This window comes from Photobacterium sanguinicancri (assembly GCF_002265265.1).
Classification (GTDB): domain Bacteria; phylum Pseudomonadota; class Gammaproteobacteria; order Enterobacterales; family Vibrionaceae; genus Photobacterium; species Photobacterium sanguinicancri.
Map to the genome: position 1 here is coordinate 1 of NZ_NOIF01000125.1, position 15301 is coordinate 15301.

Annotated in this window: 15 protein-coding genes; 12 read left to right on the top strand and 3 right to left on the bottom strand. The window is 45.6% G+C overall.

Annotated elements, in window-relative coordinates; all coding sequences use genetic code 11:
- Positions 1-320 precede the first annotated feature (320 nt).
- The gene (gene motX / locus ASV53_RS16640; protein ID WP_094957918.1) at positions 321-947 is read left to right on the top strand and encodes a flagellar protein MotX; all 627 of its coding nucleotides are present in this window, start codon (positions 321-323) and stop codon (positions 945-947) included.
- Between the two features lie 97 nt (positions 948-1044).
- Here the strand turns inward: motX and hmpA are convergent, their stop codons facing one another.
- Positions 1045-2229 (bottom strand): NO-inducible flavohemoprotein, encoded by a 1185-nt coding sequence (gene hmpA / locus ASV53_RS16645; protein WP_094957911.1) that lies wholly within the window; start codon positions 2227-2229, stop codon positions 1045-1047.
- A gap of 105 nt (positions 2230-2334) precedes the next feature.
- Between hmpA and nsrR the strand changes: the two genes are divergently transcribed.
- From nsrR to rplI, 7 genes are all read left to right on the top strand, one after another.
- Positions 2335-2775 carry a nitric oxide-sensing transcriptional repressor NsrR gene (gene nsrR / locus ASV53_RS16650; protein ID WP_062691656.1) on the top strand — a complete coding sequence of 147 codons (441 nt, stop codon included), beginning with the start codon at positions 2335-2337 and terminating at the stop codon, positions 2773-2775.
- A gap of 162 nt (positions 2776-2937) precedes the next feature.
- A complete protein-coding gene (gene rnr, locus ASV53_RS16655) occupies positions 2938-5505 on the top strand; it encodes a ribonuclease R (protein WP_094957912.1) in 2568 nt (855 codons plus the stop codon).
- A 3-nt stretch (positions 5506-5508) separates the two neighbouring features.
- The gene (gene rlmB / locus ASV53_RS16660) at positions 5509-6246 is read left to right on the top strand and encodes a 23S rRNA (guanosine(2251)-2'-O)-methyltransferase RlmB (protein ID WP_062691658.1); all 738 of its coding nucleotides are present in this window, start codon (positions 5509-5511) and stop codon (positions 6244-6246) included.
- 243 nt (positions 6247-6489) lie between these two features.
- A complete protein-coding gene (rpsF, locus tag ASV53_RS16665) occupies positions 6490-6903 on the top strand; it encodes a 30S ribosomal protein S6 (RefSeq protein WP_062691660.1) in 414 nt (137 codons plus the stop codon).
- A gap of 7 nt (positions 6904-6910) precedes the next feature.
- Positions 6911-7225 (top strand): primosomal replication protein N, encoded by a 315-nt coding sequence (gene priB / locus ASV53_RS16670; protein WP_062691661.1) that lies wholly within the window; start codon positions 6911-6913, stop codon positions 7223-7225.
- A 3-nt stretch (positions 7226-7228) separates the two neighbouring features.
- Positions 7229-7456: a 30S ribosomal protein S18 gene (gene rpsR, locus ASV53_RS16675; RefSeq protein WP_006233798.1), complete on the top strand. Its 228-nt coding sequence runs from the start codon at positions 7229-7231 to the stop codon at positions 7454-7456.
- Between the two features lie 38 nt (positions 7457-7494).
- Entirely contained in the window at positions 7495-7947 is a 453-nt protein-coding gene (gene rplI / locus ASV53_RS16680; RefSeq protein ID WP_094957913.1) for a 50S ribosomal protein L9, read from the top strand.
- 194 nt (positions 7948-8141) lie between these two features.
- Here rplI and ASV53_RS16685 read toward each other — a convergent pair whose 3' ends face one another.
- A complete protein-coding gene (locus ASV53_RS16685; RefSeq protein WP_094957914.1) occupies positions 8142-8891 on the bottom strand; it encodes a DUF481 domain-containing protein in 750 nt (249 codons plus the stop codon).
- Positions 8892-9100: 209 nt separating this feature from the next.
- Here ASV53_RS16685 and ASV53_RS16690 point away from each other — a divergent pair, with 209 nt between their 5' ends.
- Genes ASV53_RS16690 through ASV53_RS16700 form a run of 3 tightly spaced genes read left to right on the top strand, consistent with a single transcriptional unit; the run spans position 9101 to position 12883 of the window.
- Positions 9101-10498 carry a replicative DNA helicase gene (locus tag ASV53_RS16690; RefSeq protein WP_062691665.1) on the top strand — a complete coding sequence of 466 codons (1398 nt, stop codon included), beginning with the start codon at positions 9101-9103 and terminating at the stop codon, positions 10496-10498.
- 24 nt (positions 10499-10522) lie between these two features.
- Positions 10523-11602, top strand: a complete 1080-nt coding sequence (gene alr / locus ASV53_RS16695) for an alanine racemase (protein WP_094957915.1) — start codon at positions 10523-10525, stop codon at positions 11600-11602.
- 30 nt (positions 11603-11632) lie between these two features.
- Positions 11633-12883, top strand: a complete 1251-nt coding sequence (locus tag ASV53_RS16700; RefSeq protein WP_094957916.1) for a BamA/TamA family outer membrane protein — start codon at positions 11633-11635, stop codon at positions 12881-12883.
- 46 nt (positions 12884-12929) lie between these two features.
- On the opposite strand, the gene ASV53_RS16705 is transcribed toward ASV53_RS16700, so the two are convergent.
- Positions 12930-13349: a secondary thiamine-phosphate synthase enzyme YjbQ gene (locus ASV53_RS16705; RefSeq protein ID WP_062691672.1), complete on the bottom strand. Its 420-nt coding sequence runs from the start codon at positions 13347-13349 to the stop codon at positions 12930-12932.
- A 276-nt stretch (positions 13350-13625) separates the two neighbouring features.
- Here ASV53_RS16705 and pgi point away from each other — a divergent pair, with 276 nt between their 5' ends.
- On the top strand, positions 13626-15278 hold the full coding sequence (gene pgi / locus ASV53_RS16710; protein WP_094957917.1) for a glucose-6-phosphate isomerase: 1653 nt from the start codon (positions 13626-13628) through the stop codon (positions 15276-15278).
- The last annotated feature ends 23 nt before the right edge of the window (positions 15279-15301 follow it).

A 15301-nucleotide genomic window follows, 5' to 3' on the forward strand; every position in this document is an offset into this window, starting at 1 on the left:
AGCTTTAATTCACGACTATATTTGGACATAAAAAAGACCCCCAATAATTGGTTGTCCAACTATTGGGGGTCATTTCACTGAGGGTTGGCTTTTTTGTACCCGTAATATCGTTATATACAATGAGGGAGAGCTGGTATTTCCTCTGGTGTCAAAAAGATGAAATGATTTTGTGATATTGCGGCAAAAAAATGCCGTTTTTGCTAAAAGTTATTAAAGAGTTTACCGTTTTCGCCGATACGTTTTTTACTGCCAGATTTTCGTTTGGTAAACCGTGCTGCGCCTTGGTGGCGTTACAATTTAGGGAATACGAGCTTAGTGTGATGAAACTGCGTACCTTACTTCTTTCAACAGTGTTGTTTGCAACGCCAGTACATGCGATTGAAAGCGTGGGCGAAGCTGTAGAAGTATACACAGAATCTGAGCTATTCCGTTTATTCGACACTAATAGCCACCTTGAACGTGTTAAAGCGGATGAATGCCAGTTAGTGCAAGATATTGAAGCCCGCGCCCAACGCGTAGAGTCACCTGCCTATGAGTTCTTATACGGCGACATGTTAGCTTGGGGTGTGTGTGTGGAGCGTGATGTGGAGTTGGGGATTGATTACATGCAATCTGCCGCGCATCAAGGTTCACCGGCAGCACTCGAGCAATTGGGGCGTTACTTTGCTCGTGGTATTTTAGTTCAGCAAGATCGCGAACGAGCTATCCCTTATCTACGTGAAGCTGCTTCCATGGGGAATGTGTCTGCCCGTATTCAACTTGCTGAATTATTGCTTAATAATTATGGCAGTCCTCTTGATTTTGAAGATGCCTATCGCTGGTTGTATAACACCGTGGTAGCCAATAAATCTACTCACCGTAAAATCACGACATTAAGGCGTAACCTTGAAACGCACATGCCTGCCAATGTGATTGCTCGGGCGAAACGCCGTGATACGTTTTGGTGAGCCATTAGGCTAGCGGTTAATATTCAGCTAAAAGCTGCAGACACAAAAAAGAGCGCCGATGCGCTCTTTTTACGTTTTTGGCTGTTGTGATAGAGAACTACAGTACTTTATGCGGACCAAAGCATTCGTAGTGAATGCGATCTTCCGTTACACCTAACTCAATCAACTGCTTCGCGACATGTTGCATGAAGCCTACCGGGCCACAGAAGTAGTATTCCATTTCTGGATGACTGATCTGCGCTTTGACTTGGTGTAGATCGATGACACCGGTGAAGTCAAAATCTTCAGCAGGGCGATCTGTCGTCAAGGGCTCACGGTACCAGGTGGTAGCTGTCATATGATCATGTTGATCAACTAACGCGTTAACGTGATCCTTGAAAGCATGATGCTCACCATTTTCAGCTGCATGTAGCCAGTTAACCTGTGCTTGATGTGCCGTTAGGGTTTCAAGCATCGATAGTGTCGGTGTTAAACCCACACCGGCAGAAATAAGGGTAACAGGTGTTGTGGGTGCTGCTGCTAGGAAGAAATCACCAGCAGGGGCTGCTAGTTGAACTTTGTCACCTACCTGCAAGTGAGTATGAAGATAGCTCGACACTTTGCCGCCTTCTTCGCGTTTAACTGATATACGGTAAGTATTGTCTTGAGGCGCCGACGATAAGCTGTATTGGCGGATCTCTTGGTTTTCAAATGCGTCAGGAGTAAGGTAAATACCTAAGTATTGACCCGGCTTAAAGCTTGAAACGGCTTCACCATCGGTAGGCTTAAAGGTAAAGCTGGTGATCACGTGAGATTCTGGTTGTTTGGCAACAACTTCAAACTCACGGGTGCCACGCCAGCCGCCAGCCAGGGTTTCATTTTCTTGGTAAATCGCTTCTTCACGCTGAATGAATACATTCGCGAGTACACCATAAGCTTCCCCCCATGCATCTAGCACGGCTTGGCCAGGCGATAGAAGTTCATCGATAGTTGCCAGCAAATGCCCACCAACAATAGAATATTGCTCGGCTGTGATCATAAAGCTGGTGTGTTTATGCGCTATTTTTTCAACTGCAGGTAATAACGCAGCAAGGTTATCGATGTTATTTGCATAAGCACAAATAGCATTAAATAATGCTTCACGCTGGTCACCATTACGCTGGTTACTCATGTTGAAAATATCTTTGAGTTCAGGATTATGGTTAAACATGCGGTCATAAAAGTGGGCGGTCAGAGCAGGACCTGTTTGAGCAATTACTGGTGCAGTCGCTTTCACTGTATCAATAGTTTGTTGGCTAATCATTACTACTTTCTCTTGAAGTTGTATTTATAATGTATGTTATAAGTTGTATCTGATCTGTATCTTTTAGTCAATAACAAGATTAGAATACTTCTAGGAGGAGCTATTGTGCAGTTAACCAGTTTTACCGATTTTGGCTTAAGGGCTTTGATTTATCTTGCCACCTTGCCTGAAGGCGAATTAGCCAGCATTACAAAAGTGACAGACGTATACAGCGTATCGCGTAACCACATGGTCAAGATTATTAATAAACTTGGTCAATTGGGCTACGTTGAAACTGTGCGCGGTAAAAATGGTGGTATCCGATTAGGAATGGCCGCAAAAGACATTGTTGTTGGCGATGTTGTACGTGCAATTGAACCACTTCAAATTGTAAATTGCAGTGAAGATTTTTGCCACATCACCCCAGCTTGCCGTTTGAAAGGTATTTTAGCGACAGCACGTGAAGCGTTTTTGAATGAATTGGATCAGCATACGCTGGAAAGCTTAATTGATGATAACCCACCACTGCGTGTGTTGTTAGATGTGCCTGCTGAGCCGCTGAACTAATCGCTGTACAATCTCTCTTAAAGGGCACGTTTCTGTGCCATCCTCAAATTCTGTGGAGTGAAGTACTTAGGTTGATGACCTTAAATTTGTACTTGGCTCCCATCTGTTCACCTATGGTCTGGATATACTTTATGTTATGTCCTCGCCAATATGGATCTATTTATGCCTAAAGGTACTACCGATTTACCGGTCGATCCTTTCCGCGATCGCGAAGCGTCAAACTACGAAAACCCTATTCCAAGCCGTGAAATGTTGCTTGAAGTTATTCGTGGTTTCAGTACACCCGTGAGTCGCGACCAACTATTTACCGAGTTGAAATTGGAAGGGGATGATCATTATGAAGGTCTTCGTCGCCGTTTACGTGCGATGGAGCGAGATGGTCAACTTATATTTACTCGCCGCCAGTGCTATGCCTTGCCTGAGCGTCTTGATTTGATTAAAGGCTATGTTATTGGCCACCGTGATGGCTTTGGGTTTGTTCGCCCTGAAGGCAGCGTAGGTAAAGATAACGACCTAATGCTGCCTAATCACCAAATGCGTGGTGTTTTACACGGTGACTATATCCTTGCTCAAGCTGATGGCGTTGATAAACGTGGCCGTCGTGAAGGACGTGTCGTTCGTGTAGTACAAGAACGTACAGGCCAAATTGTGGGCCGCTTCTTTGTTGAAGATGGTATGGGCTATGTTGTACCTGATGATTCACGTATTGCACAAGATATTGTGATCCCGAACGACAATCGTATGGGTGCACGTATGGGTAACGTGGTTGTGGTTGAAATCAACCAACGTGCTACTCGTCAATACAATGCAGTGGGTAAAGTGGTTGAAGTACTTGGTGAGAATATGGCACCGGGTATGGAAATTGAAATCGCTCTGCGTACCCATGACATTCCACACGAATGGCCTGTTGAAGTCGAGAAACAGATCGAAGGCTTAGGCGAGCAGGTGCCAGAAGAGGCCAAGCAAGGCCGTGTTGATTTACGTGACTTACCGTTAGTAACCATTGATGGTGAAGATGCACGTGATTTCGATGATGCTGTTTTCTGTGAGCGCAAAAAGTCAGGCGGCTGGCGTTTATGGGTCGCGATTGCGGATGTCAGTCACTATGTTCGCCAAGGTTCCGCGCTAGATAAAGAAGCGGTTAACCGTGGTAACTCGGTGTACTTCCCGTCGCAAGTTATCCCAATGCTACCTGAGGTGTTATCGAACGGCCTATGTTCGCTTAACCCGCAAGTTGATCGCTTGTGTATGGTGTGTGAGATGACTATCTCAGATACCGGTAAGCTATCGGGTTACAAGCACTATGAAGCGGTAATGAACTCGCATGCACGTCTGACTTACACCAAAGTAAGCAAGATGCTGGATGGCAATGAAGAGCTACGTGAGCGTTATAAGCCGCTAGTCCCTCATCTTGAAGAGCTGTTTGCGATGTACAAAACGATCAAAAAATCACGTGAAGAACGTGGTGCGATCGAATTTGAAACTATCGAAACCCAGTTTATCTTCAATGCTGATCGTAAGATCGACCGCATTGTGCCTGCAGAGCGTAACGAAGCGCACAAGATCATCGAAGAATGTATGATCATGGCGAACGTTGCATCAGCACGTTTTGTTGAAAAAGCCAAAGAGCCAGCATTGTACCGTGTCCACGATAGCCCAGGTGAAGAGCGCCTTGTGGGTTTCCGTGACTTCTTAGGAGAGTTGAGCTTAAATTTATCGGGTGGTTTAGCGCCGTCGCCAAGTGATTACGCCGCGTTGGCAGCGATGATCCAAGATCGTCCAGATAAAGAGTTGATCCAAACGATGCTGCTACGCTCAATGAAGCAAGCTGTGTATCAAGGCGATAATATTGGTCACTTTGGTTTGGCGCTTAAGCAGTACGCGCACTTTACCTCGCCAATTCGTCGTTACCCAGATTTGACGTTGCACCGTGCACTTAAATATTTAATCGCGAAGCAAAATGGTACCAATACCGATCGTTGGACGCCAACAGGTGGCTACCATTACTCGTATGATGACATCGACGTATTGGGTGAGCAGTGTTCAACCACTGAGCGCCGTGCCGATGATGCAACGCGTGATGTTGCAGATTGGCTCAAATGTGAGTACATGCAAGATCACCTAGGTGATGAGTTTGATGGCGTGATTGCTAATGTCACGGGCTTTGGCTTCTTTGTTCGTTTAACTGAATTGAACATTGATGGTCTGGTGCACATCTCGAACCTTGCGAATGATTACTACCAGTTTGATCCGGTTGGTCAGCGTTTAGTCGGTGAGAGTTCGGGGCAAATTTACCGTTTAGGCGATAGCGTAAAAGTGAAAGTGGCGGCAATTAATTTAAATGATCGTCAGATTGATTTTGATATTGTGGGCACGTCACGCAAAGCGCGTGGTGAAGGCAAAACGGCTAAAACCCGTGAAAAGCAGCAACGCATGCGCAAAGCGCAAGGCTTGCAGCGTCAGAATTTGAAGTCTTACCGCGTTGAAGGCGGTGAAGCGCAGACTGATGCAGAGCAAGAACAGCGTGCTAAATCGAAGAAAAATCGCGCGTCGGTACGTCAAAAGCTTAAAGCGGGTGCTATCCCTAAAGCTGGTGATAAAAAACCAAAAGTGTACGCAGACGACGATACTAAACCGAAAACGAAAAGCAGAAAGAAACCGTCGGCTGCTGCTCGTAAAAAGAAAAAGCAACGCGCGGGCAAAGCCGAACGCGCCGCAAAGAAGAACTAAGCAATGAGTAATGAAATGATCTTCGGCATTCATGCCGTGAAAGCTGTGTTAGCGTCAGATCCTGCACGCTTTATTGAAGTATTTGTGTTGAAAGGCCGTGAAGACGATCGTCTACAGCCAGTACTGGATGAACTCAATATGTTGGGTATTACTGTCCAACAAGCGGGTCGTAAAGCGCTAGATGACAAAGCCAAAGGCGCGTCTCACCAAGGCGTTATTGCGCGTGTGAAAGCGGGCAAGCAGTACAACGAGCATGACCTTGATGCGATTCTGGCAAGCAAAGAGAATCCATTGCTACTTGTGCTAGATGGCGTGACAGATCCGCATAATTTAGGGGCTTGTTTACGTAATGCTGATGCGGCGGGTGCTGTAGCCGTGATCGTTCCTAAAGACCGCTCGGCACAACTTAATGGTACTGCTTCTAAAGTGGCGTGTGGTGCTGCAGAGGTCGTGCCATTGGTACGTGTGACCAATTTAGCGCGCACCCTACGTGCACTTCAAGAGCAAGGTGTATGGGTTGTTGGTACAGCAGGTGAAGCAACGCATGATGTTTACCAAAGTAAACTGACAGGTCCTTTGGCTATTGTCATGGGCGCTGAAGGTGACGGTATGCGTCGTTTAACGCGTGAAACCTGTGATGACCTGATCAAAATTCCAATGTCAGGCACGGTTTCTAGTTTGAACGTATCGGTTGCGACAGGCATTTGTTTGTTTGAAGCTGTGCGTCAACGCCAAGGCTAATAGTTCGGTTGTTTATACTGTTTCTAGTAATAACACCGAGTTAAAATGTCATCGAAAGGGCTGCAATGATTGCAGCCCTTTTTATTTGTTGGTATTTGGGTGAATGAGCGTAAAAAGTCTTGCGAAAATCGTCCATTCTCTATACTATTCTGCCTCCAAATTCTCGGTTCTTTTTTTAGTTCCTTGCTTCCTCTGGATAACCGAGCCAATTAAGGAAGCTGATTAATCCGTAAGGAGCAACCAATGCGTCATTACGAAATCGTATTCATGGTGCACCCTGATCAAAGCGAACAGGTTGCAGGCATGATCGAACGTTACACTGGTTCAATCAAAGATGCTGGTGGTGAAATTCACCGTCTAGAAGATTGGGGCCGCCGTCAAATGGCTTACCCAATCAACAAACTGCACAAAGCACACTACGTTCTTATGAACGTTGAAGCTGAGCAGTCTGTAATTGACGAGCTTGAGTCTAGCTTCCGTTTCAACGATGCAGTGATCCGTAACATGATCATGCGTGCGAAAAACGCTGTTACTGAGCCATCTCCAATGATGAAGGCTAAAGAAGAGCGTACAGAGCGTTTCTCTAAGCGTGATGAGCGTTCAGAAGCTCCAGCAGAAGCTCCAGCGAAAGCTGAAGGTGAAGCAGAAGCTGAGTAATTTGTAAGTGACCAATCGTCTGGCGTTATCTGGTGTTATAGCCAAAGAGCCCAAACGAAGCCAATCCCCGGCAGGCGTTCCTCATTGTCACTTTGTGCTTGAGCATCGTTCTTACCAACGGGAAGCTGACTTACCTCGTCAAGTGTATTGCTACATTAACGTTGTTGTTAGCGGTAAAGGTCAACAAGCAGTTACTCAAGATTTAGCCGTTGGCAGTCACATTAAGGCTTCGGGATTTATCTCGTACCAAACCGGCCGTAATGGCATAGGTAAATTAGTGTTACATGCCGACCACATTGAAATAAATTGTTCAGGAGATTAGCCCATGGCACGTTTCTTCCGTCGTCGTAAATTCTGCCGTTTCACTGCAGAAGACGTACAAGAGATCGACTACAAAGACGTAGTTACTCTAAAAAACTACATTACTGAAGCTGGTAAAATTGTACCGAGCCGTATCACTGGTACTCGCGCAAAATACCAACGTCAGCTAGCTCGCGCTATCAAGCGTTCTCGTTACCTAGCACTTCTACCATACACAGATAAGCATCTGTAATAGGTAGCGGTTAAATTAAGTTTAAGAGGACATAGATAATGCAAGTTATTCTACTTGATAAAATCGGTAACCTAGGTGGCCTTGGCGACCAAGTTAACGTTAAAGCTGGCTACGCTCGTAACTTCCTTATCCCACAGGGTAAAGTTGTTATGGCTACTAAAGCTAACGTAGAAATGTTTGAAACTCGTCGTGCTGAACTAGAAGCTAAAGTTGCTGAGCAACTAGCTGCTTGTCAAGCTCGTGCAGACAAACTAAGCGCTCTAGAAGCAGTTGTTATTGCATCTAAAGCTGGTGACGAAGGTAAACTATTCGGTTCTATCGGTACTCGTGACATCGCTGACGCTATTACAGCGGCAGGCGTTACAGTAGTGAAGAGCGAAGTTCGTCTACCTGAAGGCGCACTACGTAACACTGGCGAATTCGCAGTTAGCATTCAGCTACACTCTGAAGTATTCGCTACAGTTAACCTAAACGTTGTAGCTGAAGCTTAATAACGTTTTGTGTTAATTAAAAAACCAGCCTTAGGGCTGGTTTTTTTATGCCTGCTATTTGAGTGACGAGCTCTCGTATCTAATGGGTGTAACACCAATATATATATGTTTACCATGTCAAAACATGGCGGTATTGAGTCCTGTCGAACGACAGGCGGGTATTTACATCATGTCTGTTGGTGGTGCGGTGAGATCTAAATTTTGAACAGCAGTGTCATGGTAAGGGTCGAATCGCGTTTCTTTAAGCCGTCAGGTACCCAAGTATTGTACTTCTGAGTATTACTGATCTTAATCGCGATGTGCTCGGTGATCGAACTAGTTAGATTAACTTCACCTTCTAAGGTGCTGTTACTGTTACCACCGATACCCGTAATTCGCGTATTGATCTCAACGGCTTTGGTTGGCTTCCAAGTAAATTTAGTACTGCCACGCAAAATAATTTCTTGTACCGTTTCTGGTACCACAATGTCATCGTCATCAATCTCGTCAAAGTTGGGATCTTGAAAGCGATAACCCGGCCCCGCTTCTACTTCCATCTGAAACGTCTCTCGACGGATCAACTGATAACCCAAACCTGTCGCGAGGGTGAAATCATTGAAGTAAGGCCCATAGCGATCATTGGTGTAGCTGGCATTACCTAATACATAGGTACGCTCATTAATTTTCATATCGCTTTGCAGTTCTAGTTGGCCTTTACGTTTATCTTCTTTTTCGTTTTTGGTTGCCAATAAATATTTAGCTTCGGCGGTATTACGAAATTGATTTTTAACGTAAGTCAGACCCAGTCGGCTGTTCAATGATTGAGAATCAGAGTTGCCAGAAAGTGATTGGTAACCCAATTCAATCTCTGTTTTTAATGGAGAGGGTGGTGCTTGTACGTCTTCTTCCTCAGCATAGGCAGTGCTAGTGGCAAGCAGCAGTGCAGCGATAAGGTATTTAGCCAAGCATCCTCCTATGAGGTGTATAAATGGAAAGAAAGCGGTCAGTGTACCGCAATAATGTCAACTTTTGGTCAAGAATTCTGTGGTGAATATCGATTAGAATTAAAAAGCGCATAATAGGCACCAACCGCTGAGCATTAATGAGTTTTTCACTACTAAACCGTGAATGAGGTATACTATCAGGCTACGTTTTTAGTAAGTACGCGATCCCTATGGCAGAGAAAAGTAAACCGAATAATCAACGAGATACCCAAGTGGATGCCATTAAAATGCCACCACACTCATTGGAGGCCGAGCAATCTGTTTTAGGTGGCTTGTTGCTGGATAATGAAAAATGGGACTCTGTTGCCGAAAAAATCTTGGCGAGTGACTTTTACAGTCGCCCTCACCGTATTATTTTCGAGTCGGTCTCGGCTTTGCTAGAAGGCGGTAAGCCGCTCGATTTGATCACGCTTTCTGAGCAGCTTGAGCAAGCGGATAAACTCGAAGATGTGGGTGGATTTGCGTACTTAGCCGAGCTCGCAAAAAATACGCCATCAGCCGCCAATATTGCCGCTTATACCGACATTGTTCGTGAGCGTGCAATGATCCGAGGCATGATTGGTGTTGCGAATGAAATCGCTGACGCAGGTTACGATCCCCAAGGCCGTACCAGTGAAGATTTACTGGATATGGCTGAAAGTAAAGTTTTCGCTATTGCCGAGCAACGTACCTCGGAAAATGAAGGCCCTCAGAATGTAGATACGATTCTAGAGAAAACCCTAGAACGTATTGAGTTGTTATACCAATCACCACAAGATGGTGTAACGGGTGTAACGACGGGATTTACCGATCTGAATAAGAAAACCGCGGGCTTACAGGGTTCGGATTTGATCATTGTGGCTGCACGTCCATCTATGGGTAAAACCACCTTTGCGATGAACTTGTGCGAAAACGCCGCCATGGATCAAGATAAACCGGTGCTGATTTTCTCGCTAGAGATGCCCGCGGAACAAATCATGATGCGTATGTTGGCATCGTTATCACGCGTAGACCAAACTAAGATCCGTACTGGTCAACTCGATGATGAAGATTGGGCGCGTATTTCTTCAACCATGGGAATCCTCATGGAGAAGAAGAATATGTACATCGATGACAGCTCGGGTCTAACCCCGACAGACGTACGTTCTCGCGCTCGTCGTATTGCCCGTGATCACGGTGGTTTAAGCATGATCATGGTCGATTACCTGCAATTAATGCGCGTCCCTGGCATGCAAGATAACCGTACGTTAGAGATCTCAGAGATTTCACGCTCGTTGAAAGCGTTGGCAAAAGAGCTTAATGTGCCTGTTGTTGCATTGTCTCAGCTTAACCGTTCCTTGGAGCAACGTGCCGATAAACGCCCGATTAACTCAGACTTGCGTGAATCAGGTGCTATCGAGCAGGATGCCGATTTAATCATGTTCATCTACCGTGATGAGGTTTATCACGAAGAGAGTGCGCTTAAAGGTATCGCCGAAATTATTATTGGTAAGCAGCGTAACGGTCCTATCGGTTCTGTGCGACTGACTTTCCAAGGGCAGTTTTCACGTTTTGATAATTACGCAGGCCCTGCGTTTGACGAAGAATAATAACCACATCACTAGGAACTCGCGATGAAAGCGGCTACCGCCTATATCAGTACAGATGCGCTGCAGCACAATATTGCTCAACTGCGCCAGAAAGCCCCGAACAGTAAAATGTTGGCGGTGGTTAAAGCGAATGCTTACGGTCATGGCCTGTTGCCAGTCGCACAACATTTGGCGGATGTTGATGGTTTTGGCGTTGCGCGTATTGAAGAAGCGCTAACGTTGCGAGCCGGTGGGGTCGTTAAACCTATTTTATTATTGGAAGGTTTTTACAGCGCATCCGATCTGCCTGTTTTAGTTACCAATAATATTCATACCGTAGTACACAGTGTTGAACAACTGGCTGCGCTCGAAGATACTGAGCTTGAAATGCCTGTTGTGGTATGGCTTAAAATCGACAGTGGTATGCACCGCTTAGGTGTTAGGCCTGAGCAGTTTGATGATTTTGTGACTCGCTTGCATGCGTGCGAAAATGTCGCCAAACCGCTGCGCTACATGAGTCACTTTGGTTGTGCCGATGATTCAGCTAGCCCAGTTACTGCAGAGCAGTTGGATACCTTCTTGAGTCTAACCGCTGGCTGTGCGGGTGAACGTTCGCTGGCAGCCTCTGCAGGGACATTAGCGTGGCCAGATAGCCAACTCGAGTGGATTCGTCCAGGGATTATCATGTACGGTGTGTCACCGTTTGTTGAGCCTGAGCGTAATGCCGATGCTTTTTCAATGAAGCCCGTGATGACGCTTACTTCTTCGCTGATTGCAGTACGTGATGTAAAGAAAGGCGAAGCTGTTGGCTATGGCGGTACGTGGGTAAGCGCACGAGATACGAAAGTGGGTGTTATTGCGATTGGTTATGGCGATGGTTATCCACGTTCGGCACCAAATGGCACACCTGTTTTAGTGAACGGTCGTATTGTGCCAATGGCTGGGCGTGTTTCTATGGACATGCTAACGGTTGATCTTGGGCCTGAATGCAATGATAAAGTCGGTGATGAAGCGATTTTGTGGGGGCAAGGATTACCTGCTGAAATCGTTGCGGAGTATGTGGGTACTATTGCTTACGAACTCGTTACCAAATTAACACCGCGTGTTGCTATGGCCTATATCTAGGCGAGCGCACAGTAATCGAATGGATTTTTTTTGAAAAAGTTAGCTATCCCTTTTAGTCTTTTGTTCGCTGCAAGTGTGAACTCGGCTCTAGCAACCGAGCAAGCATGGCCTGAATACGAACCTGATATTAATGTTGTCCCTTTTGCTTTTTCGACGGATTCCATGGGCTTATCGGTAGGTGTAGCAGGGCTGATCAAAGGTGCAGGTCAACCTCAGGCGTCAGTGATCGGTGCAGGCTTGATGAGTGATAAAGGCACTTGGATTTCATATTTTGGCGCCTATAACTATGCATTTTCAATGGATAGCCGATGGTTGTTTGGTCTTGAGCTGTACTCCGCATCGTATAAAAAGTTTGAATACTTTGTCGGGGAAGGAACCTCTAATGATTCCTCGATTGAAGATGTCATTATTGCTGATGCCCGTGAAGATGATTACCGCATAACCGCACGTTACATCTTGCCGTTTGGCGCCGCTAAATCCCAAGGGTTAATGGCCGCATTACGTCCGAACCGCGAAATAACCGGTAGCGTACCCTGGGAAAGTGGGGTGACTTCAATTGAGTTTCGTCCTTTCTATAAAAGTCGCCAATTTGCTAACGGCTCACTTTTTCCCGAACAGCCGAAAGCCAACAATAGCGATCATGTCTATGGCTTAGAAACGCGGCTTGATTGGGATAACCGCAATAATAGCCGTAACCCAACAGATGGTAGTCGTAGTCAGTTTACCTTAACGGTCGATCCGGGTAGCTCAGATCGCGCAAGCTGGGTAACGTGGGAAGCGAGCCAAAGTTGGTTCTGGGATATGGGCCCTTTGGGGGAATTGCTTGACCAACAGGTCTTTGCTTTTAATGTCTATACGGCGGATACCCCGACATGGAATCAAACCGAAACCATTAATGGGCAAGTAACTTATAACCGCCCGCCTGAGTTTGCGGCTAATAGCCTGGGTGGTTTATACCGTTTACGTAGTTTCCAAAGTAACCGCTATGTTGGTCGCTCAGCCATGAGCTACAGCATGGAATACCGAGTCTTACCTGATTGGCAGCCGCTTGGCGATTGGCCAATTTTCAATTGGTATGACGTGCCTTGGTGGCAGTGGGTTGCTTTTGCCGATGTAGGACGTGTTGCTGATGAGTACAACTTGTTGGAATTGCATAAAGACATGAAATGGAGTGCCGGTGGCGCTGTTCGTTTCCAAGTTGAAGGTATTGTGGTTCGGACGGAAATGGCTTGGGGCAGCGAAGAAAGCATGTTCCGCGTTATGGTGAACCAGCCATTTTAATCTGACAGACAGTATCAAGTGAAAGCGAGCCTAAGAGCTCGCTTTTTTATTGCCCTTGAATTGTGACGACAACGCTGCGCTTCCCACCATGATCACGGTGCTCACCTAAATAAATACCTTGCCATGTTCCGAGCGTAAAACGACCCTGATTAATCGGCAGAGTAATGCTATTGCCCAGTAAAGACGCTTTAATATGAGCAGGCATATCATCATCGCCTTCATAGGTGTGTTGGTAATACGGCGCGCGCTCAGGGACAAAGCGATTGAAGTGGGCTTCCATATCGTGACGAACTGTCGGATCGGCATTTTCGTTAATCGTTAGGCTAGCGGATGTATGTTGAATGAAGAGGTGCGCAAGGCCAATCGAAATAGACGATAATTCTGTAAGTTGTTGCTCAATTTCAGTTGTCACTAAATGAAAGCCTCGTGACTGGGCTGAAAGTTGAATGATTTTTTGGAACCACATAATACTTGCCTTCGTAGTAAAGCTCTGGTGCAATCAGCGGTAGATTAATGGACAACTGGTTTCATTTGGTCATGATGATAAGTCTTAAATTTCGTGACCTGACGCAATGCAGATAGCTATACCTTAGCGTCATAATTGACGAAACGTTGTAATATTACATAAAGATAGTCATGAACAAGACTACATATTTATAACATTCTACTTTATCGGGGGTCCATTAGTGAGTCACACCGAATAGCTAATGGATTAAACATAAAAAAATCAGGAATTTTCACCATGTTGAAAAACATCAATCCAACAAAAACGCCTGCGTGGCAAGCACTGACTGCGCATTTTGAACAAGCACAAGATTTACAACTGAGTGAGTTGTTTGCTAACGATAGCGAACGTTTTACTAAGTTTTCTACCGAGTTCGGTTCAGATATTCTGCTTGATTACTCAAAGAACTTAATCACAGAAGAAACGCTAGCGAAGTTGTTCGATCTTGCTGATCAAACTGAGCTGAAAGCGGCGATTGCCGAACTATTCAGCGGTGAGAAAATCAACCAAACTGAAGATCGTGCGGTACTACACGCGGCATTGCGCAACCGTAGCAATACCCCGATCATGGTTGATGGCCAAGACGTAATGCCAGGTGTTAATGCGGTTCTGGATAAGATGAAAGCTTTCACGGCACGTATCGTTGATGGTGAATGGAAAGGCTACACAGGTAAAGAAATTACCGACGTGGTGAACATTGGTATCGGTGGTTCAGACTTAGGCCCATACATGGTGGCTGAAGCGCTTGCGGCATACAAAACACGCTTGAACATGCACTTTGTCTCAAACGTTGATGGCACGCACATTGCGGAAACATTAAAAGGTTTAAACCCTGAAACAACACTATTCCTGATTGCGTCGAAAACATTTACAACGCAAGAAACGATGACCAATGCGCACTCTGCTCGTGATTGGTTCCTAGCAACAGCGCAAGATTCAGCACATGTAGCTAAGCACTTTGCGGCTCTATCAACTAATGCAACTTCTGTTGCTGAGTTTGGTATTGATACCGACAACATGTTCGAATTCTGGGATTGGGTTGGTGGTCGTTACTCGCTATGTTCAGCGATCGGTTTATCTATTTCGTTAGCGGTTGGCTTTGATAACTTTGTTGAGTTATTAGAAGGTGCTCATGCAATGGATAAACACTTTGCAGAAACACCTGCAGAGCAAAATATCCCAGTTATCTTGGCGTTAATCGGTATTTGGTACAACAACTTCCACGGTGCTGAATCTGAAGCTATCCTGCCTTACGATCAGTACATGCACCGCTTTGCTGCATACTTCCAGCAAGGTAACATGGAATCGAACGGTAAATGCGTCGATCGTGGTGGCAACCCAGTTGATTACCAAACAGGTCCTATCATTTGGGGTGAGCCGGGTACTAACGGCCAACATGCTTTCTACCAGCTAATCCACCAAGGTACTAAGCTAATTCCTTGTGATTTTATTGCGCCAGCAGTGAGCCACAATCCAATCAGCGATCACCATCCGAAACTAATGGCAAACTTCTTCGCCCAAACTGAAGCACTGGCGTTTGGTAAGAGCAAAGAACAAGTTGAAGCTGAATTTGTAGCCGCTGGTAAATCACTGGATGACGTGAAAGATTTAGTGTCATTTAAAGTGTTTGAAGGTAACCGTCCAACGAACTCCATTCTTGTTAAGCAAGTGACACCTCGCGTATTGGGTTCTTTGATTGCAATGTATGAACACAAAATCTTTGCACAGGGTGTTATCTGGAACATCTTCAGCTTTGATCAGTGGGGCGTTGAGTTAGGTAAGCAATTAGCAAATCAAATTCTGCCTGAACTAACCAATAGCGAAGCTGTGGTTAGCCACGATAGTTCAACTAATGGTCTGATCAACCAATTTAAATCATGGGCTAAATAAGCCTTTCGATTAGAAATTATTTG